The organism is Nodosilinea sp. AN01ver1, from assembly GCF_050565655.1.
Lineage (GTDB): Bacteria > Cyanobacteriota > Cyanobacteriia > Phormidesmidales > Phormidesmidaceae > Nodosilinea.
In genome coordinates, this window is the sequence record NZ_JBNXVS010000001.1 from 87,250 (window position 1) to 106,723 (window position 19,474).

Consider the following 19,474-nt stretch of genomic DNA (forward strand, 5'->3'; position numbering starts at 1 on the left):
ATGGTATCTTGCGGCCCCAGCAATATTGACAATGATGGCCTTTGGGGGCTAGTGATTGCTATTCAGGCTAACTACTATCGGGTCAGGCTGGACTCTGTTGAGCCTGACCCGGCTTTGCCTTATGGGGCGTCAAGAGATACTTTGCTGTGCACCCGGCGAGCTCGGCTCAAGAAAACCGGTCAACAGGTGATGGTGGGAGATCGGGTCTGTCTAGAGGGGGTGGACTGGGCCGGGGGGCGAGCCGCGATCGCAGCCGTAGCCCCTCGCCAGAGTGTGCTTGACCGTCCGCCAGTAGCTAACGTCGATCAAATTTTGCTGGTCTTTGCCCTGGCGGAACCTGACCTGGATCCCCAGCAGCTGGGGCGGTTTTTAGTTCAGGCTGAGTCTACAGGAGTGTTGGTGAGGGTCTTGCTCAACAAGCAAGACCTGGTCAGTGCTGATACTCGACAGTACTGGCAGGACCAGCTTAACCAGTGGGGCTATGCGATTACTATTATGAGCGTTCAGGATGAGGATGCTCCCCTCGAAATGCTCCAGCCGCTGCTGCAGGGGCATACAACCGTTATCTCTGGGCCGTCTGGGGTAGGCAAATCAAGCCTGATCAATCGACTCATTCCCCAGGCTAGCTTGAGAACAGGAGCCGTGTCGGGAAAGCTGAGTCGAGGGCGGCATACTACCCGCCATGTAGAGCTGTTTGAGCTGCCGGGGGGCGGCTTGCTGGCCGATACGCCTGGCTTTAACCAACCTGATTTAACCCTGACGCCAGCGGCCTTGGGCCAGTGTTTTCCAGAACTGCGGCAGCGACTAGCCCTGGAGCAGTGCCAGTTTAGCGATTGCCTGCACCGGGGCGCTCCTGGCTGTGCGGTGAATGCTGACTGGCCGCGCTACGACTTCTACCTAATGCTGCTGGAGGAAGCTCTAGCTTACGAAGAAAATCTGCAGCGGCAGCGAGACCCCGATGCGGCACTTAAGCTCAAAGTGGGCGAAAAGGGGCAGCAGCACCAGGAACCTAAGCTTCAGACCAAGAAGTACCGCCGTCCGTCGCGCCGCCAAGAGAAGCAAACGCTTGAGGCGTTGTACCACGACAGCGATGAACAGGTGGATGATTTGGATCCTCGGTTTGGAGATAGCAAGTTGAATTAACTTGTCCAATACCAGGGAAATAAGATAGCCAATGGCAACTGCGCAATCTAGGCGGAAGTGAAATCAGGCGAACTATTAAAAAACTGAAACTCAGCTGGATTTTATATTTTCTTTGCTTTCTATTCAGGTTTTCCCCAGAGTTTTCCCCAGTTATACCCAGGTTTTCCCCAGGTGCGAACGACATCACAATCGTTTGAGCTAGGAGTGGGAATTGGTGTTGTCCACAGGTACACCCGATCTGTTGTGTAGCACGGGCTACCGATGGATTAAGCGGGGATCGCTGAAACCCCTAACGCTTCGTTTAAGGCAGATTTGAGCTAGCGGATCAGGGAGCGGTTGGCAAGATTGACATCCCCCAGCAGTCTGGTGACAATGGTGCGACCAGCTTACACAGCGCTTCTGTTCCAACCTCGTGAGTAGCCTTCAAATTCCCTACCAGCAAGGGATCCGGTCGGTGAAGGAAGTTGGCAGGGGCCGTATTTTGGCGTCTATTTCAGATTGGGGAAGTGGAGATGAGTGAACAATCAATGACGGCAATGGCATCGAGAATTAGTTTGAGTGTAGAGGTGCCAGAGGAGCTGTTTGAAGCCATGCGTGACTACGTGGAGACCCATCCGTCCTGGAGTCAGCATCGGGTGTTTTGCGCGGCACTGTCGCTGTTTTTGATGCAAAATGGCATCAGCGATCGCCGCATTAACCGCCTTTACCTGGACGCAGTGTTTGACTACGCGGCCTAACCTGGTCGCAGCCTGAAACAGCTTGGCGTTGAGCCATTGCTACAGTAAGCACGTTTCAGGGCCGGGCATCTTGGAGTGAATTCTGGCGCGCTGTCCCTTCCAAGGCCATTACTAAAGTATTTCGTTGTTCCACTGAGGGTCGCTTTAAAGGTTGAGACCCAGTAGGCAAAGGGCACTCCCGCTTAGCGGGAGTGCCCTTTTTTGTTTCTGCGAATGGTTTGTGTACGGATCGCAGATAAATGGCTAGGACGCTGGCTCAAGGCGAATCAGCTGCCCGTTAGGCTCATCGGTGAGCACGTAGAGAAACCCGTCTGGCCCCTGGCTGACCGAGCGCACTCGCTGACCAATGGGAATTGAGGTTTCGTTGACCAGATTGCCGCTGGCATCAACCTCGATGCGTTTCACATCCTGGGAAACCAAGCCACCGGCAAACAGTTGGCCCTGCCACTGGGGATAGCGATCGCCCCGGTACACGGCCAGCCCCGACGGCGCGATGGAGGGTGTCCAGTAGGTAATGGGGTCGACCATACCAGGGCGCGACTGTTCGGTAGAAACGGGGCCGCCAGAATATTCTTCACTGTAGGTGACCACTGGCCAGCCGTAGTTTTCGCCTGGTTCTAGCCGGTTGAGTTCGTCGCCACCCCGAGAGCCGTGCTCGGTAGACCAGACCTGATCGGTCTCAGGATCAAGGGCGAGCCCCTGAATATTGCGGTGACCGTAGCTCCAAATCAGCGGGTTGGCGTCGGTTTCGTCGACAAAGGGGTTGTCGGCAGGGGCTTCGCCATTGTCAGTAATTCGCACGACTGAACCCAGGAGAGACTGACGATTTTGGGCCTGATTGCGAATCAGCTCACCTTCAAGCTCTAGAGGCGGGTTGCCGCCGTCGCCCAGAGCCACCAGCAGTGTGCTGTCAGGAAGCCACAGCAGACGAGAGCCGAAGTGCTGTCCTTCAGCCTTATCGCGGTTGTTGGTAAAAATAACTGTCCAGTCGGTGAGGGTGTCGCCATCTAGGCGGGCGCGGGCGACCTGGGTGCGGTTGGCTTGCTGAGTGCCGTCAGCGTAGGCGAAATAGATCCAGCCGTTAGTTTCGAATTCGGGGTGTAGGGCGAGGTCTAACAACCCTCCCTGGCTGAGAGCCAGCACGTCGGGAACGCCAGCGATGGGGGTAGGGTCTAATTCGCCATTGCTGACTCGGCGCAGACGCCCAGGGCGCTCGGTAATCAGCATGTCGCCATTGGGCAGCCAGACCATGCCCCAGGGATGCTCTAAGCCCTCAATCAGGGTGACAGGCTCGACCGACTCGACTATTCGAGCAGCCGGGGTTTGGGCGGTTGCTGGGGCAGGTTGGGGAGCGGTCTCGCGAGCTGCACCATGCTCTGGGGCAGAGGCGGCGCAGCTCATGAGCGCAAGGCTGAAAAACAGGGGAGCAAGAAGAGGCTTAAACCAGTGAGAACCCATAGTCAACGGTAGGTATATAGAGGTCGTAATGGTTATCGAACTGGGCTAAATCAGGCTAGAGCGCAGATTTGCTCTAGAAAATGGTAAATCCTGAAAAAGCAAGCAGCCACCCTCGGTAGGGTGGCTGCTTGTACCCTAGCGAGGGCCTAGCGGGGAGGGCTAGAGGGTGGCCAGGCTGCCTGCGATCGCGGCGCAAACGGCAGACACCGTAGCGGTACCAAAGATCCACCAGGAGGCCGCGGCAGCGGTTTTGCGGGTGTCCTCCACCTGCTTCTCGACCTGGTAGCGCATTTCGCTGAGACGTTTCTCAACTTCGTGCTCCAGCTGCTCGGCTTTGCTGAGAGCCGTAGTTCGCACATCTTCTACCTGGGCAATGACGCGCTGGGCATCGGCCTCGGAGATGGCATCGTGGGAGCTCAGCAGGGCCACCAGGGTATCGCGATCGACTTGGCTGAGGCGAGTGCGCAAGGCCTCAACACCCGCCTTGGGGTCGGCCATCAGCTGCTGTAGGTCGCGCTTGATGCCGTAGTAGTCTAGCTCGGGGCGATCGAGGGAGTCGAGGTACTGACGAATGCGGGCGAGAATACCGTCGATAACGCCCTGCACCCGGTCTTGCACCTGGCGAATCTGAGCTACAAACTGGTGCCGAATGTCCAGCACGCGGTCGACGGCGGCCTCGGCCTCGGCCTGGGTCATATCGGGACGTTGCGCTAGCAGGGCAACCACGGTGTCGCGATCGATTCTAGACAGCCGGGTCTGCAGTCGGTCGGCTCCCAGCCGGGGGTCTTGCAGCAGCAGTTTCAGATCGCGCTTGATGCCTTCAGGGTTGAGGGCGTCCTTGTCTGTATTGCGCAGGTAGTCTTCTAGCGCCGTCTCAAAGGAGATCACCTGGGTCTTAGCTCGACGGGCCAAACGCTGGGGCAGCTTGAGCAGGTCGTTGACAGCCCCTTGCAGGTCGTCGATGGTTTGGTTGACCTCGGCCTCGGTCAAATCGCCCCGCTGACTGAGCAGCTTCACCAGAGTGTCGCGATCCATGTCCGACAGGCGCGACTGTACGGCCTGTAGACCCAGCCTGGGGTCGTGTACCAGCAGCTCAAGGTCGCGCTTGATGCCAGCGGGGTTGAGCTCAGGCTTGCCGGTCTTCAACAGGTAGTTTTCGATCGCCGTAGTCGCTTCGTTGTACTTGGCTTTAGCTTGGGCACTCAGGGCAGCCGGAGCGTGAATAGTCCGGTACCAGTTGGCCTCAACCTGATCGACGGTCTGCTGAACCTGCTCTTCGCTCAGATCGTTGCGCTGGCTCAGCAGCTGCACCAGGGTATCGCGATCGAACTGGGCGAGCCGCTGGCGCACCTGGTGCAGGCCTGCATCGGGCTCAGCTAGCAAAGTTTGAATGTCGGCCTTAATGCCTTCCGGGTTGAGTTCTGACTTACCAGTAGAGCGCAGATAGTCTTGCAGCGACTGCCACTGGTTGTCGATGCGGGCTGTGGCCGCAGCCTGCAGGCCGGCGGCATCGGCAGCCGCATTGTTCATCGATCGCTCTAGGCTGTGGGCCACCTGATCGACCTCGGCTTCGCTGAGATCACCTCGTGCCTGCAGGGCATCGCGGAAGGTGACGTAGCTAAAGATTGTGTAGCGATCGCGCAGATCCTCAGCCTTGGCGTAGGGATCTTCGATGACGCTGGCAAAGCGGTCGCCGCTGTCGCTGGCCAGTAGCTCGTCGCGGCTAGAGCGCTGCAAGAAGGTGTAAACCCGAGTTTGCAGGGTCTTGGCGGCCTCTATTCGGTAGCGCTCAGAGACCTCTGCCAGCACATGCCGACGGACATCCTCAAGCTGGGCTGACACTCGAGAAATTTCTTGCTGGGTGAGCAGACCCCGCTGGGACAAAATATCGGCAAAAAACGCGCGATTGAGGGGCAGCAGCGCCTGACGCAGTTGCCCAGGGTCGGCGGCGGGGTCGTAGATGACCTGCCAGAAGTCTTGCTTCATGCGCTCGGGCTGGAGCTGCCAGGGATAGGCGCTGGAGAGATAGGCTTCAACGTCGGCCTTGACAACGTTATAGGCTTCGCTTTCGTTGCTACCCGATGCGCCCGATGCGATCGAAGCTGCGGCACCGCTCACCTTGCTCTGCGCTTGCTTGAGCTGACCCAGAATATCGGACATGTCCATGTCGTTGAGGTCAAGGCGCTGCATGGCAACACCCATCAGCATGCCCATGCCCTGCTGTAGCCATCCCGGCGTTTGCCCCGAGCCTGACTGATCGCTTTTGCTGTTCGAGAGCAGCTGGTCGAGGCGATCGCGCAGCTGGCCCGACATCAGCTCGTCGCGCTGGGCCGACTTCAGATAGTCGGTGAGTTCGGCGAGAGAATTGCGGTCTGGAGTTTGACCAACGGCCCGACACCAGCTCTGGTACAGGCGATCGGCAATTCGGCGCGTTTCCTGAGCCGATAGATCGGTGCGGCGGCTGACCAGTTGCTCAAAGGCGCTGCGGTCGATCTGAGCTAGAGCCTCGCGATCGGCGCGGGCTACCCCAGACTCCTGCAGCAGTCGCTCAAACTCAGATTCTAGAGCAGAGGTATCAATGCTGGGCGATCGCAGGGTCGATATGTAGTCGCGCAGCGTATCTTTTATATCCGTGTTGTCCCAGCCAGACATTAGCTCCTGACGTACGGCGGCGGCGGTAGCCTCAGCGGTGGCCACAACCTGGTTGCTAGCGGCACGAGCGCCTAAAGCAGAGGTTGCAGTACCCATCAGGGACTGAAAGCTAGATGTAGCCGTCTTCACCACCGAACCGATCAGGGAACCAACCGTGGTAGAACTGACCCAAAATAGTAGACAAAAATAGGTGCCCCAAATGACCAGGCCGGTAATAGCTCCCAGTAGGGCACTGTTAAGGAGGCTTAGCTTAACCGCCAGCAGGCAGGCAAGAAACAGAGCCAAACTTACCGTAATAATGGTCCAAAGGCCCACAGCCGTGGCGATCGGTGGGCCACTCCCATTGTCGTTAGAATGCTTGCTAGAGCTGCCACGCCCGAGGGCAGAAATACCAACGGCCACCGATAGGTTAGTCAGCAGCAGCTGAAAACCAAAGGCCAGCACTATTCCTGATAATAGGGCGATAAAAAACTGCGGCCCCGAAAAAACGAGGGCAGCCTCCTCGGCAGTGGTTATTTGCGGCTCTGGCACTACCGGTGCCAGCTGCACCTGAACCAGATGTAGCCACCCCGTACTATATCCTTGTATCTCGTTCAACCATCCAATCATGTTGGGTCATCCCTTTGCTCTGCTCTTTAATCAGACCCGTTTTTCCTAGAGCTGACATCTGGCAGGGGGGATATTTCATTGGGTAGAGGCTGAAATTGGGGCGAAATTAGCTGTCTGAGCCATTGCCGGCCCAGGGGCGACGCAGGTGCAGGGGCAGGTGTGAGCGGTCGTTGAGCTGGCGCACAAAGGGGCCGTAATCCATCAGCTCGACCAGGGAGACGGAGGTGACGGGCATGGCCAGGCGATCGCGGTAGCGCCCCACATCAATGCCCAGCAGGGTACACAGCATGATTCGCAGGGTAGCTTTGTGAGAAACTATCAGCACATTGCCATCGGGGTAGGTCTCTTCGATTTCGGCCAGCACGTCGGAGCTGCGGCGCGCCACCTGAATGCCCTTTTCGCCATCGGTGGGCGTATTCCAGGCCGGGTCGGCCAGCCAGCGGATATAGTCGTCGTGGAAGGTGGTATTGACCGTAGCGGGGGCCATACCTTCCCACTTACCAAAGGACAGCTCGCGCAGGTTAGCTCGGCGCTGCACGGCCATACCCGTAATTTGGCACAGGGGTTGTACAGTGGCAGCGGCATGGCTGAGAGGGCTACAGAAAATCGCCTTCCAGTCGAGGTGGTGGTAGGCCTTGGCGAAATAGTCAGCCATCTGCTGGCCCTGCGCCGACAGCGGCACCCCATCCTGGCTGCAGTAGCGGCCCGTGCGGCAGTACTCGGTTTCGGCGTTGCGGAGCAGGTAAAGCCTCAGGGGCATAGGGCACGTTTCCTCAGGTGCAGGGGAGCGATCGCAGCTCGTCGCTCAGGTGCGAGCGATCGGCAATGGTGTGAAACAGGGGTCCCCGCTGGCCCAGTTCGACAACGCTGACGGCGGCTACAGGCATATCGAGGCGATCGCGGTAGCGGCCCACATCAATGCCCAACAGCGTGCACAGCATAATGCGAATCGTGGCCTTGTGCGACACCATAAGAATGTGACCGCTGGTGTGAGTGCGCTCAATTTCGTCGAGCACCTGAGCCGACCGACGCGCAATATCCACGGCCCGCTCGCCCCCCACCGGAGCGTACCAGGCGGGGTCGGTTAGCCAGGCGACGTACTCGTCATGGTGCTCGCGATCGACCGCTGTGGGGTGCATGCCCTCCCAGCGGCCGTACATCACCTCGCGTAACCCGTCGCGCAGCTGCATCTCCAGGCCCACCAACTCACACAGAGGTCGAGCTGTTTCCACAGCCCGCCGCAGGGGGCTAATATAGGCGGCCGTCCAGGGCAGATGGGCATAGGTCGCGGCAAACTCCTTAGCCATCAGCACCCCCTCCGGGGTAAGGCCTGGATCATTTTCGGGCATGCCGCAGTAGCCACCCGTGAGGCTGTAGGCCGTCTGGCCATGGCGCAAAAAATAGAGAAAAACTCCCATCGGTGCCTGACGGTAACCACAGTGTGACGCCTGCTCAGCCCTGATCTACAACCATTGCCTTCGCAGCAGCAGCCCTTAGCGAGGGCCATTCATCCCTAATCTAACCTACGCGCCAGGCAACCCAAAACAGGTTCAAAATTGTATATGACCTAGCTAAAGATCCCAGCTAAATTTTGTCTCACCCAAGGCAAACCCACAGCCCAGGCAAACCTGGCACACCTAAATATTGAAGATCGGCGCAAAGCCCAAATCCGCATTCCAAGCCCGCAAGTTGAATGGTTCGAGTATTCAAACCGTTTAACCAAGAAGCAATCGCTTCAACCTTAGGGACTGAGTTTATGAAGCGATTTCAAGATCGTTAGGCAAACCCCATTTGCCCCAACATCAGCGATCGGCTCTCAATAGAAGGTTGCTGAAGTCTAACTCCACGCTCCTACTCATCCACCCATCTACCCATCCACCCGCCTACCCGCCTACCCGCCCTACATCCCGCCTACTCCAAATCCCGCCGCCCCTCCAGCGCTCGGGCTAGGGTGACTTCATCGGCGTATTCTAAATCGCCCCCCATGGGCAGGCCAAAAGCAATGCGGGTGACCCGCGTAAAGGGCTTGAGCAACTGGCCGACGTAGAGCGTGGTGGTATCGCCCTCAATGCTGGGGCTAATGGCCATAATCACTTCCTGGGTGCCTTCTTTGTTCACCCGGTGCACTAAGGGGCCAATATTGAGCTGCTCTGGGCCAATACCATCCATGGGCGAGATCAGACCGCCCAACACGTGGTAGCGGCCACGATATTCGCGGGTTTTTTCGATCGCAATCACATCGCGGGAGTCGGCCACCACACAGAGGGTGTTGGGGTCGCGGCTGGTGGCCCGGCAAATGTCGCACACCGTATCGGCGGAGAGGTGAAAGCACACCGAGCACTGCCCGACCTGAGCTTTGGCTTCGAGCAGCGCCTGGGCCAGGGCTTGGACTTCGCTCTGGGGGCGCTTGAGAATGTGCAGCGCCAGCCGCTGAGCCGACTTGGGCCCCACGCCCGGCAGTCGCTGAAATTCTTCGATTAATCGCGCCAGGGGACGAGTATAGATGGGGCTAGGCTCCTTGCATTGCTCAGAACTGGTTTATTTAGAGAGACACTGCGCAGTATCTCTCTAAATTGTACAAATTGTAGGTGTAAGGTTGGGCGTGTAAGGTGGGCCTATGGCAGATTTAAGCGGCATGTGGCTGGGCACCTACTGGCAGCGGGATACTCCTACCCGCTTTGAGGCCACTCTGGTGCAGGGGGGCAACCAGCTGAGCGGCAGCATTCTAGACGATGGCTATCTGGGCGAGGCCCAGCTCAGCGGCACGGTTTCGGGTCGCCAGGTGCGGTTTGTAAAGCGATATATCACCGCAACCCAGACCACTATTGATTACACCGGCACTGTTTCAGAAGATGGCAACCATCTGACCGGGCAGTGGAGCATTTCAGGTTTTGATGCTGGCCCCTGGGAAGCCCACCGCAGCGAAGATGATTTAAGCGCGAGCTGGCAGACGTTGTTAGAGCAAAACTTTGAGCGAAACTTGGCGACAACGGCCCGTTGAGGCGTAAAAGCCGCGATTTTGTGCCCTGGCTGGCATTTTTCCTTGAGCCAAGCGATTACATTCCTTAACACCGCCCCAGGGCGGCGGGTGCTCTGTTGGGTGGAGGGGTATGCAGGCTTGGTGGTTGCAGGCGCTTAAGCCGGTTGTCATCGTTGGCGTTTTGGCGGCCAATGTGGTGCTGCCTAAGTTTCCAGTGGCTGCTCCAGAGCAGGGGCATAGCCCTAGGGCCGTCGTACCTCCGGTAGAAACCCTGGTTGACCTTTACCACCTGCGCGATCGCCTGGATGGCGAGCTGCATCAGTCTGCCACCGTGATGGTGGCCACTCGCTCAGGGGTAGGCATGGCCCCGGCGGCAACCGTAGATCAGCTGTGGGCCATCGATCGCCGCTTGCAGCAGGAAGACGCCGCTCGCCGACTGTGGCACCGGGCCGAAAAGGCGGCGGCAGCAGCGATCGCCCTGGGCAACCCAGCCACCTTACCCAAAGAGTCTGTGGCGGCGGCCTATGCTCACTGGAGTACCGCCATCGTCGCCCTGAACCAAATTGCGCCTGAAACGCTGGGGGCAGCCCAGGCCGCCACTCGGCGGCAGCAGTACGAGCAGCAGCGGGCGATCGCCGCCTACTACTACGACACCGCCCGCTCCGAGTTTTTGGTACCGATTGTGGAGCAAACCGGAATGGCCGCGCGGGTGCGGTTGACGGTGTGCAACCTGGCCCGCGAGTGCCGTCGTTGGCGGGGCGACCAGCCCCCGGCCAACCCCGCCAGCTTGATCAAGGTGCCGGTGGCGATCGCGCTGATGACCCACCTCCATCAGTCAGGTACTGACCCCGCCGCACCAGTCTGGGTAGACCCCAGCAACTGGACCGAGGATATTGGCACCACCTGGGTGAGAACCGAGTATCCCCTGGCGCAAATCATGACGGATATGGTGAGCGCCAGCAGCAACATTGCCACCAACCAGCTGATCGACTACCTGGGCTGGGAGAACCTGAACCAGAGCCTGCAGGCGCGTGGGTACCGGGCCACCCGCATCAGCACCAAGCTGGTCGGCGAGTCCACCTATCCGGCCAACGCGGGCACAGGCCCCAACCGGCTGACCACCGACGAACTCACCGACATGATGGTGGCTATCTACAACCAGGAGATTCCCCACGCCGAGCTGATTCAGGCTGCCTTGGCTGAGCAGCGCGATCGCAACCTGGGCTACCAAGCGGTGCGCCCCCCCATCACCTGGCTGGGCGAAAAAACCGGCAGAAATTCTAAGGTGCTGGGTACAACCACAGCGATTAGCGTTGGCAGCCAGCGCTACATCATCACCGTTACCCTCGATCGCAGCGCCAATGAAGCAGTCGTGCGATCGATCGTGACTGGGGTGATTCAACACCTGCTCACCCACAACGGCTTTGAGCTGACGATTTCCCCCACCGAGGCGATCGCCACCCGTCCCCAAACCTTTTTGCCCTAGTCGCAATCGCCGCTGCCGTTAGTTAAGCCATCTTGTGATCCAGCCACTTCTCCAGCGCCTGACGCATAGTTGGCACGGGCGCTGGCCGCTGCAGCCAAATTTCTAGGGCCACCGCCCCCTGCTGCACCAGCATCTCTAGCCCGTCAACGGTGCTTAAGCCCCGCTGGGCGGCTAGGGTCAGCAGCTGGGTGGGGCGTGGGGTATAGATGAGGTCATAGACTACAGCAGCCTCTGGAACCCGATCGAGCTGTTCAGCCGTTAGCGGGGTTTGGTCGGCGGTGGTGTGCATACCGACGGGGGTAGTATTGACAACTAGATCAGCCGTTGGCAGCAGCGTGGGCAGATCGACCCAGCTGTGGGTAGTGAGGGTTAGTGCCAGGGGGGACTCAACCCAGCTTTGCTTAAACTCAGCCAGCTTTTGAATACTGCGGCCCACCACCTGCACAACGGCAAAGCCAAGCTGCCCACAGCCCGCCACCACCGCTCGGGCCGCCCCGCCGTTGCCTAACACCAGAGCCGTCTTGCCTGCCCAGCCCTGCCGTTGTTTGAGGGGGGCGACAAACCCAGCCACATCGGTATTGGTGCCCATCCAGCCCCGCTCGGTGCGCCATACGGTGTTAACAGCCCCTACCGCCCGAGCCTCAGGAGTTAGCTCGGCCAGCAGCGGCACGATCGCCTGCTTGTGGGGAATGGTGACGCTAAACCCCTGCACCCCAGTAGCCGCAAATCCCGCGATCGCCGCTTCCAGTCCCTCTGCCGCCACCGGAAACGCCACGTACACGACATCCACCCCCAGCTCTGCCAGCGCAGCATTGTGCATGACGGGCGACAGGGAGTGGGCGATTGGGTCGCCGATAACGCCGAGGAGCTGAGTGGAGCCGGTGATGATCATGGCAAGCGGGGATGAGGGAGATGAGGAGGGTGAGGAAGGGGGAGTTCAAAATTCAAAGTTCAAAGTTCAAAATTTTGAATTCATCCCCTCTCCTCCACTCGTTCTTCAAACAACTGCACGGTCTTCTCGACGACATCATCGATCGAGAGGCCGTCTGTAATCAGCTCGATCGCATCGTCGGCTTTGCGCAGGGGGGATACTAACCGGCTGCTGTCTTTGCGATCGCGCTCGTCAATGGCTAGCTCCAGATCACTGAGGGATACCTCGGGCTGCTGCTGGGCGGCCAGGTCGCGCTGGCGACGGCGGGCCCGCTCTGCCACCGAGGCGGTCAAAAAGATTTTCAGCTCTGCCTGAGGGAACACCTGGGTGCCGATGTCGCGACCTTCCATGACCACCCCTCCGGTAACGCCATACTGCTGCTGCTGGTGCAGGAGGGTTTGGCGCACGGTGGGCTGGGCCGACACCAGCGAGACCTGCTCGGTTACCGCTGTGCTGCGAATCAGCTGAGTCACCTCCTGCCCGTTCAGCCAGATGCGGCTGGGGAAAGCGGCAAAGGCAGGGTCGTCGCCCGAGGCGGCCAGGTGAATGTCGCAGTCGCTGACCAACTCTGCGATCGCCACCTCGTCGTGCAGATCGACCCCTCGCTCCAGGGCCAGCCAGGTGACCGCCCGATACATGGCTCCGCTGTCGAGGTAGAGCAGGTTGAGCCGCTGGGCTACGCGCCGGGCCACCGTCGACTTGCCTGCCCCCGCCGGGCCATCAATGGCCACAATCGGTTGGCGATCGCGCAGCAGCAGGTTGTCAATCAGCCGGGTGGTGCCCAGGTGGGCCGCGACCGCGATCATGCCCAGGGTCTCTACCTGCTCGAGCGGCTGCAGGGTTTCAGGATGCACCAGCTCCACATACTGCGGCTTTAGACTGGGCTCCTGAGCTAGCTCCTGGTGTACGGCAGCCACCAGGGCCGTGCGGTGGCGCTCACCCGTCTTAAAGCGGCTCTGGGCAGCCATCAGGCCTCGGTAGATGGCTGCGGCCTGCGGTTGCTCGGCGGCACTCAGGTAGGTATTGCGCGAGCTGAGTGCCAATCCACTGGCCTCGCGCACGGTAGGGCAGCCTACAATCTGGCCCGGCAGGTTTAAATCTTGGGCCAGGCGTTTCAGAATAGCCAGCTGCTGAGCGTCTTTGTAGCCAAAGTAGGCGCGATCGGGGGCTACCAGGCTCAGCAGCTTAGTCACTACTGTGGCTACCCCCTCAAAGTGCCCTGGCCGATAGGGACCGCAGAGCACCGACATCATGGCCTTGGGCGGCACGACCTGGGCCAAGTCACTCGACTGTGGGTCCACTGTGCCGTAGAACGCTGCTGGGGATGGCATAAACACGGCATCCACTCCGGCCTGCTCACACAGGTGCAGATCTTGGTCAGGGGTATGGGGGTAGCGGGCCAGGTCTTCCTGGGGGCCAAACTGCAGCGGATTGACAAAAATACTGACCACCACCACGGCATTTTCTCGCCGGGCTCGCTCGATTAGGCTCAGATGCCCGCGGTGCAGATTGCCCATTGTTGGCACCAGCCCCACCTCAACGCGATCGGTTGACCTTCGCCCCATGCTACTGGCGCGCACGCTATCCTGGCCCCGCGCTTGAACTAAGTAGCGCGTTAAGCCCTCAACCGCCTTCAGTACCCGCACAATGTTCTACCCTTTGCCGCATGAGCGTATGTGACAGCTAAACTTCTGGCCACCTTTTTTCAAAGGTATTACCGTATCAGATTTAAAGTCTGGAGCATATCGCCCTGTTCTCCGCTTTTCCGTGACCTTATCCCGAACCCACGATAACCCTGGCCCTACAGCTAGGGTAACCCACCAAAAACCCTCTCCAGTCTGGGCGATGGAGAGGGTTGAGTTGGGCCTCGGCCAAGCGATCGCAGAGGCTTTTAGCAGGGGCTACTGGGCGGCCAGCACGTCGACCTGCACGCGGCCAACGCCGCTGGCTCTCAAGCCAATTTGGGCAGCCGCTGCCGACGATAGATCGATCACTCGACCATGGCCAAAGGGGCCGCGATCGTTAATTCGCACCACTACCGACTGCCCTGTAGACAGATTGGTAACGCGCACCTGGGTGCCAAAGGGCAGGGTGCGGTGGGCCGCTGTCAAAGCATTTTGGTCAAATACCTCGCCGCTGGCGCTGCGGCGACCGTGGAAGCCAGGGCCATACCAGGAGGCCATGCCGGTCAGGCTAGAGGCAACTACGCCCACCTGGTTGGCCGCAGCGGCTGGCTCTGGCAAGCCTTCAACCCGAGCCAGGGGAGGAGCATTGCCCAGCAAGCGCCGCAGTCGGTTCGCCATTTGCAGCGCGTCTTCGCCAGGGTTGGCGGTGGTATCGGGCAGAATAGCTTTGTCGCTGATGGTGAGCAGGGTCTCATCGCCCCAGGCCACTACAAAAGCTTTTGATTCGTCTTCCCAGCGAGCTTCGATCGCGGCAGCATCGCCATCGGCGGCTAGCGTTTGCAGGCGAGCAACGATGTCGTTGGCCCGCCGCAGGGGCTCTTGAACATCAGGTGCCGCAACCGTTCCCTGGCTAGCACTTAGGGTTTCAAGCTCACCCCCTACCAGGGTGATTACGGGAATTGAGCGAATGTAGACTGTGGCAGCCTGGCGAGCATCGAGGGCGTGGGGAAGAACGGTAGCTGTATCTAGGGCTTTGTTCGTTTCGACAGCGGTGTCAGAGGGCTGAATTAATAAAGCTGATTCAGGTGCGGCAGGCTCAGTAGGCTCAAAAGTTGAAGGGCTAGAGTCAGAGTCGGCAGGTTGACCTGCATCAGGATAGTCGGTAAGCGACAGAGCTTCGGCATGAAGTTCTGCTTCAGGATCCAGAGAAAGACCGCTATTGCTGCTGTCTTGGGCGTGGCTGGGCAGAGGTGCTCCAAAGACGGACATCGCGACGGCAACCGTCAGTCCGCCTAGTACGGAATGTTTCATGTACACCAAAAGAATTCAACAGAAAGAGCAGGGAATAAATTCTGGGTCTAGTAGTAAACATGACCTAGAACAGGCGACACAGGAATCACCTTGAAGTCCGTGCTCGTTGCAAATTGGCCTTCGGTTTTTTTGACGAAACGTAACTTAGCACGTTCAGCCAGACTTGCGAATCCGGGGAAATCCGGACGACTTATGCCGCCATCGCAAAATAAAAAAGTGTTCTCCCCTACCCGAAGAGCTGAATGGGCTGCTACGACTGGGCTTGCCAGGCTTACAGGAAACTTGGTTAAATTTCGAATTATTTATGAATTGAGTCAAGTGAGTTATGTAAAAATAATCAGTCTGTTCATCATTTGGGCGGAGTTTTGTGAGGAAAGGGTGAAGTTTGCGAATTGTAAATCGTATTTTTCGATACAAAATCTCCTCGGCGATCGCAGCCTGATTGCAAACCGCTAAATGCTCTGACTGTCCCAAAAGATCCGCAATAATCTTGCTAAACGGATCCAATTCTTCAAAAAAACATGTGCTCTGAGGTAGGCGATCGCCGCTGCTAGCGACCTGGCCCATTGACGAAGCTCACCCCCGTTTTTAAGGTAAGAGACTGGCCCACACACAAGGACTTTAAAACCCCATGGACTATCGGGATGCCGGTGTAGATGTAGAGGCAGGGCGTGGCTTTGTGCAGCGCATTCGCAGCCTGGTAGACAGCACCCGTCGGCCCGAGGTGCTGGGCAGCCTGGGAGGGTTTAGCGGTCTCTGCGAGCTGCCCACCGGCTACCGCGAGCCGGTGCTGGTATCGGGCACCGACGGAGTTGGCACCAAGCTCAAAATTGCTCAGATAACCCAGCGTCACAGCACCGTCGGCATTGACCTGGTGGCGATGTGCGTCAACGACATTCTCACCAGCGGGGCCGAGCCGCTGTTTTTTCTCGACTATCTGGCCACGGGTAAGCTAGAACCCGCTGCCCTGGCGGAAGTGGTCGAGGGCATTGTGGCGGGGTGTCACCAGGCCGGGTGCGCTCTATTGGGGGGCGAAACTGCTGAAATGCCCGGCTTTTATGGTCCTGGCGAGTACGACCTGGCGGGGTTTTGCGTAGGTGTAGTCGAAAAATCTCAAATTTTAGATGGCAGTCAGGTGCAGCTGGGCGATCGCGTCATTGGTCTGGCCAGCAGCGGCGTACACAGCAATGGCTTTAGCCTGGTGCGCAAAGTCGTCGCCGAGGGCCAGCGCCCCGACGGTGGCACCGGCTACCGCTGGGAGGAGGTCATACCTACCCTCAGCGACCTGAGCCTGGCCGAAGTTTTGCTTACCCCCACTCGCATTTACGTAGAGCCCGTGCTGAAGGCCCGTAGAGAAGGGTTAGCCATCCACGGTATGGCCCATATTACCGGCGGCGGCCTACCCGAAAATCTGCCTCGCTGCCTGGGGCCAGGCCAGAGCATTCAGCTTGAAGTGGGTAGCTGGCCGGTAGCACCCGTGTTTAACTGGCTGGCACAGGCAGGTCAGGTACCCGAGGGCGCTCTCTACAACACCTTTAACATGGGAATTGGGTTTGCTCTGGTAGTGCCCTCCACCCAGGTCGATCAGACCCTGGCCTGGCTAGCCCAGCACCAGGTAGCCGCTTACGCCATCGGCGAGGTGACAGCTGGTGCGGGTCAGGTGACCGGGCTGCCCGACTGAATTGGTCTGATACCAAACCCTATTTGCCTGCACCCGGTTTGTAGGGGTATTGCAGTGCAATGCTCCCTACGAAATCCCTGTTTTGAGTCCAGGGTTTTTCCAGTGCGGATGTCCTTTGACTGGCCCAGTAGGTGTTGTGACGGCGTTGCGTCACTGGTGCCAAAACCTTCAAGCCGCAGTCTTTAATCCGAAGCCTTGCTGAAGAACCTCGCCGCTCGGCTGAATAGCCGATACCGTAGAAAGGAAGCGTGATTAGGATTAGGAACTGCCGTTGAAATCTTCGACTTTAAACTGGCCACCCGTGGTGCTGAGTTTTCTTGCCATCGTCGGTTTGGCCCTGGTAACCAGTAGCTTTGTGATCATCAACCCCGGTCAGGCCGGAGTGCTCAGCATTTTGGGTAAATCTCAAGATGGTGCCCTGCTAGAGGGCATTCACCTAAAGCCGCCCCTGGTCTCGACGGTCGATGTGTACGACGTTACCGTGCAAAAGTTTGAGGTGCCTGCCCAAAGCTCAACCAAAGACCTGCAGGATCTGTCAGGTCGTTTTGCCATCAACTTTCGCCTTGACCCCACTGAGGTCGTCAACATTCGCCGTACCCAGGGCACCTTAGAAAACCTGGTGTCTAAAATCGTGGCTCCCCAAACCCAGGAGTCATTCAAAATTGCCGCCGCTCGCCGTACCGTAGAAGAGGCCATTACCCAGCGGGCTGAGCTAAAGCAAGACTTTGACGACGCCCTGACCTCCAGGCTCGACAAGTACGGCATTTTGGTCCTCGACACCAGCGTGGTCGATCTGACCTTCTCTACTGAGTTTGCCAAGGCCGTAGAAGATAAGCAGATTGCCGAGCAGCGCGCTCGCCGGGCTGTCTACATTGCCCAGGAAGCCGAGCAAGAGGCCCAGGCCGAAATTAACCGAGCCAAGGGGCGGGCCGAGGCCCAGCGGTTGATTGCTGAAACCCTAAAAGCTAAGGGTGGATCGCTGGTGCTGCAAAAAGAGGCGATCGAAGCCTGGAAAGACGGCGGTGCTCAGGTTCCCCGAGTATTGGTCGTCGGCCAGGGCAGCAACATACCCTTCATTTTGGATATGCAGCAGGCCGCAGAGGACGAGGTGGCGATCGCCCAGCCCAGATAGCAGGCAACGCCCTACAGAGTAGTCAACATCCATGTCCAAAGGTCCAAAGCGGTAGAAATAAACTCACCGACCGCTTTGGATAACTACCAGGCTAAACTGACCGCCTCGGCAGGCGAATAGGTAATTTCGCGTACCATGCCCGGCTGGCCGAGCGATTCGGCCTGGCGATCGTTGTAGCTGACCATGACAGCACCGGCATTGCCCGCCCGAATCGTGAGGGCCTGGTCTGCGGTCCACAGGCGGCTATCGCCAGGCTGCAAAATGCCCTCGAACTCAGTTTGGCCATCGGAGGTGATGCGCAACCAGGACTGAGCCGTTAGGGTCATTTTGACCTGAATCGGAGACTGAGAGTCTGTAGCCTGAGGAGTTGGATCGGCAGGAACATCGCCAGCACTGGGCCTGGCTTCAGACTCGGTCTGTGTACTACCCTCGAGGGGATTTAGGGGTGGCAGCACCGTTACCTCTGGGGCGGTTTGCCGCAGCAGGTAGGAGAGCCCGCTGATCGCCGCTACCAGCAGCATGAAATAGGCCCCGTAGAGGTGAAGGGGGCGCAGCTGGGCGGCCGGAGTCTCTTTCCAAGAGCGGCGCTGTATTCGGGGCGGAGTAAAAAATTGGCTGGCTAGGGTTTCACCATCGAGCTGAAGGGCGTCGCCGTAGCGGCGAATTAGCCCCCGAATGTAGACGGGTTCAGGCAGCCCGTCTAAGTCGCCCTGCTCAATGGCAGCCATCAGGCTGGGTCGAATCAGGGTTGTTTCAGCCAGAGCTTCTAGGGTTAGCCCCTGCTGCTGGCGAGCCGCCCGCAGTAGGGTACCCAGTTCTAAAAGCTGCTCGCGATAGACGGCATTAGGGTCAACCAACTCTTTTGTCTTCATACAGGGAAAAAACTAGCTCAGGACGGAGAATGGCTTACTGATGGAGGAGACAGCTTAGCAAGGGGGGCTGATTGAACCAATGACTCTGCTAATAATGCCTCAATTTCGGCAGATGATAAAGCCCTGTAAGACCCCTCAGCGAGGTTACCTAACCTGATTGAGCCCACTGCAGTTCGGTGTAAGTCTAGCACCCGGTAGCCCAGGGCCTGGGCCACCCGACGAATTTGTCGGTTGCGCCCCTCCTGCAGTACAACTTCGAGCTGGGTTTGGTTTTGGCCTTGGGCTATCACAGTTACTTTGGCGGGGCGAGTGGGCCGGTTGTCGAGGTCGATGCCTTTGCGCCAGGCATTTAGGGCCTCGGGTCGCACCTTCCCCTCCAGACATACCCGGTAGGTTTTAGGAATGTCGTGGCGAGGATGGGTGAGCCGAAAGGTGAAGTCGCCATCGTTGGTGAGCAGCAGCGCCCCGGTGCTGTAGGCATCGAGCCGCCCCACGGGATGAATGCCCACGGTGTGCAGCTCGGGCGGGAGTACCATCATCACGGTGGGCCGCCCCTGGGGATCGGCACAGGTAGACACCATGCCCAAGGGCTTGTGCAGCAGCAGGTAATGCTGGGTGGGACGACTGCGGGCCGCGATGGGTTGCTGGTTGATCTCAATACGATCGCAGCTGGGGTCGGCCCGCTGACCGAGGTGAGCGACTTCCCCGTTGACCCGCACCTGGCCAGATTCGATCATCTGTTCGGCCTGCCGTCGGGAGGCCAGGCCATACTGAGACAAAATTTTCTGCAGCCGCTCTGCCATAGCGTGACGAAAAGGGCAAGGTGTGCCCAGCAGAATTACGTAACTAACTTAACA

At 58.7% G+C, this 19,474-nt stretch carries 16 protein-coding genes; 6 read left to right on the forward strand and 10 right to left on the reverse strand.

The annotated features are described in order from the left end of the window. Together rsgA and ACQ4N7_RS00425 are read left to right on the forward strand one after the other, a co-directional pair. Positions 1–1,143, forward strand: a complete 1,143-nt coding sequence (gene rsgA / locus ACQ4N7_RS00420) for a small ribosomal subunit biogenesis GTPase RsgA (protein WP_430709651.1) — start codon at positions 1–3, stop codon at positions 1,141–1,143. 536 nt (positions 1,144–1,679) lie between these two features. Continuing rightward, positions 1,680–1,880: a DUF2811 domain-containing protein gene (locus ACQ4N7_RS00425; protein WP_190518990.1), complete on the forward strand. Its 201-nt coding sequence runs from the start codon at positions 1,680–1,682 to the stop codon at positions 1,878–1,880. Positions 1,881–2,123: 243 nt separating this feature from the next. Here ACQ4N7_RS00425 and ACQ4N7_RS00430 read toward each other — a convergent pair whose 3' ends face one another. The 5 genes from ACQ4N7_RS00430 to recR form a co-directional block, all read right to left on the reverse strand. Beyond that, the gene (locus ACQ4N7_RS00430; protein ID WP_430709652.1) at positions 2,124–3,338 is read right to left on the reverse strand and encodes a PQQ-dependent sugar dehydrogenase; all 1,215 of its coding nucleotides are present in this window, start codon (positions 3,336–3,338) and stop codon (positions 2,124–2,126) included. 159 nt (positions 3,339–3,497) lie between these two features. Beyond that, positions 3,498–6,434, reverse strand: a complete 2,937-nt coding sequence (locus tag ACQ4N7_RS00435) for an MFS transporter (protein WP_430709653.1) — start codon at positions 6,432–6,434, stop codon at positions 3,498–3,500. 271 nt (positions 6,435–6,705) lie between these two features. Then, positions 6,706–7,359 carry a histidine phosphatase family protein gene (locus ACQ4N7_RS00440; protein WP_430709654.1) on the reverse strand — a complete coding sequence of 218 codons (654 nt, stop codon included), beginning with the start codon at positions 7,357–7,359 and terminating at the stop codon, positions 6,706–6,708. A 13-nt stretch (positions 7,360–7,372) separates the two neighbouring features. Further along, positions 7,373–8,017, reverse strand: a complete 645-nt coding sequence (locus ACQ4N7_RS00445; protein WP_430709655.1) for a histidine phosphatase family protein — start codon at positions 8,015–8,017, stop codon at positions 7,373–7,375. 493 nt (positions 8,018–8,510) lie between these two features. Further along, positions 8,511–9,104, reverse strand: coding sequence for a recombination mediator RecR (gene recR / locus ACQ4N7_RS00450; protein WP_430710052.1), 594 nt, complete (start codon positions 9,102–9,104; stop codon positions 8,511–8,513). A gap of 112 nt (positions 9,105–9,216) precedes the next feature. Between recR and ACQ4N7_RS00455 the strand changes: the two genes are divergently transcribed. After that, positions 9,217–9,600 (forward strand): hypothetical protein, encoded by a 384-nt coding sequence (locus ACQ4N7_RS00455; protein ID WP_430709656.1) that lies wholly within the window; start codon positions 9,217–9,219, stop codon positions 9,598–9,600. 109 nt (positions 9,601–9,709) lie between these two features. After that, positions 9,710–11,065: a serine hydrolase gene (locus ACQ4N7_RS00460; RefSeq protein WP_430709657.1), complete on the forward strand. Its 1,356-nt coding sequence runs from the start codon at positions 9,710–9,712 to the stop codon at positions 11,063–11,065. 22 nt (positions 11,066–11,087) lie between these two features. On the opposite strand, the gene ACQ4N7_RS00465 is transcribed toward ACQ4N7_RS00460, so the two are convergent. The 3 genes from ACQ4N7_RS00465 to ACQ4N7_RS00475 all read right to left on the reverse strand — a co-directional run bounded on the left by ACQ4N7_RS00465 (position 11,088) and on the right by ACQ4N7_RS00475 (position 14,932). Continuing rightward, positions 11,088–11,957: a shikimate dehydrogenase gene (locus tag ACQ4N7_RS00465; protein ID WP_430709658.1), complete on the reverse strand. Its 870-nt coding sequence runs from the start codon at positions 11,955–11,957 to the stop codon at positions 11,088–11,090. A gap of 80 nt (positions 11,958–12,037) precedes the next feature. Beyond that, the gene (locus ACQ4N7_RS00470; protein ID WP_430709659.1) at positions 12,038–13,642 is read right to left on the reverse strand and encodes a bifunctional pantoate--beta-alanine ligase/(d)CMP kinase; all 1,605 of its coding nucleotides are present in this window, start codon (positions 13,640–13,642) and stop codon (positions 12,038–12,040) included. 255 nt (positions 13,643–13,897) lie between these two features. Then, positions 13,898–14,932, reverse strand: a complete 1,035-nt coding sequence (locus ACQ4N7_RS00475) for a septal ring lytic transglycosylase RlpA family protein (RefSeq protein WP_430709660.1) — start codon at positions 14,930–14,932, stop codon at positions 13,898–13,900. 631 nt (positions 14,933–15,563) lie between these two features. Between ACQ4N7_RS00475 and purM the strand changes: the two genes are divergently transcribed. Continuing rightward, positions 15,564–16,613: a phosphoribosylformylglycinamidine cyclo-ligase gene (purM, locus tag ACQ4N7_RS00480; RefSeq protein WP_430709661.1), complete on the forward strand. Its 1,050-nt coding sequence runs from the start codon at positions 15,564–15,566 to the stop codon at positions 16,611–16,613. Positions 16,614–16,917: 304 nt separating this feature from the next. Continuing rightward, positions 16,918–17,745, forward strand: a complete 828-nt coding sequence (locus tag ACQ4N7_RS00485; protein ID WP_430710053.1) for a prohibitin family protein — start codon at positions 16,918–16,920, stop codon at positions 17,743–17,745. An 83-nt stretch (positions 17,746–17,828) separates the two neighbouring features. Here ACQ4N7_RS00485 and ACQ4N7_RS00490 read toward each other — a convergent pair whose 3' ends face one another. Both ACQ4N7_RS00490 and ACQ4N7_RS00495 read right to left on the reverse strand, forming a co-directional pair. Beyond that, complete coding sequence (locus tag ACQ4N7_RS00490) at positions 17,829–18,617, reverse strand: helix-turn-helix domain-containing protein (RefSeq protein ID WP_430709662.1); 789 nt, start codon at positions 18,615–18,617, stop codon at positions 17,829–17,831. A 17-nt stretch (positions 18,618–18,634) separates the two neighbouring features. After that, entirely contained in the window at positions 18,635–19,420 is a 786-nt protein-coding gene (locus ACQ4N7_RS00495; protein WP_430709663.1) for a pseudouridine synthase, read from the reverse strand. Between the last annotated feature and the right edge of the window lie 54 nt (positions 19,421–19,474).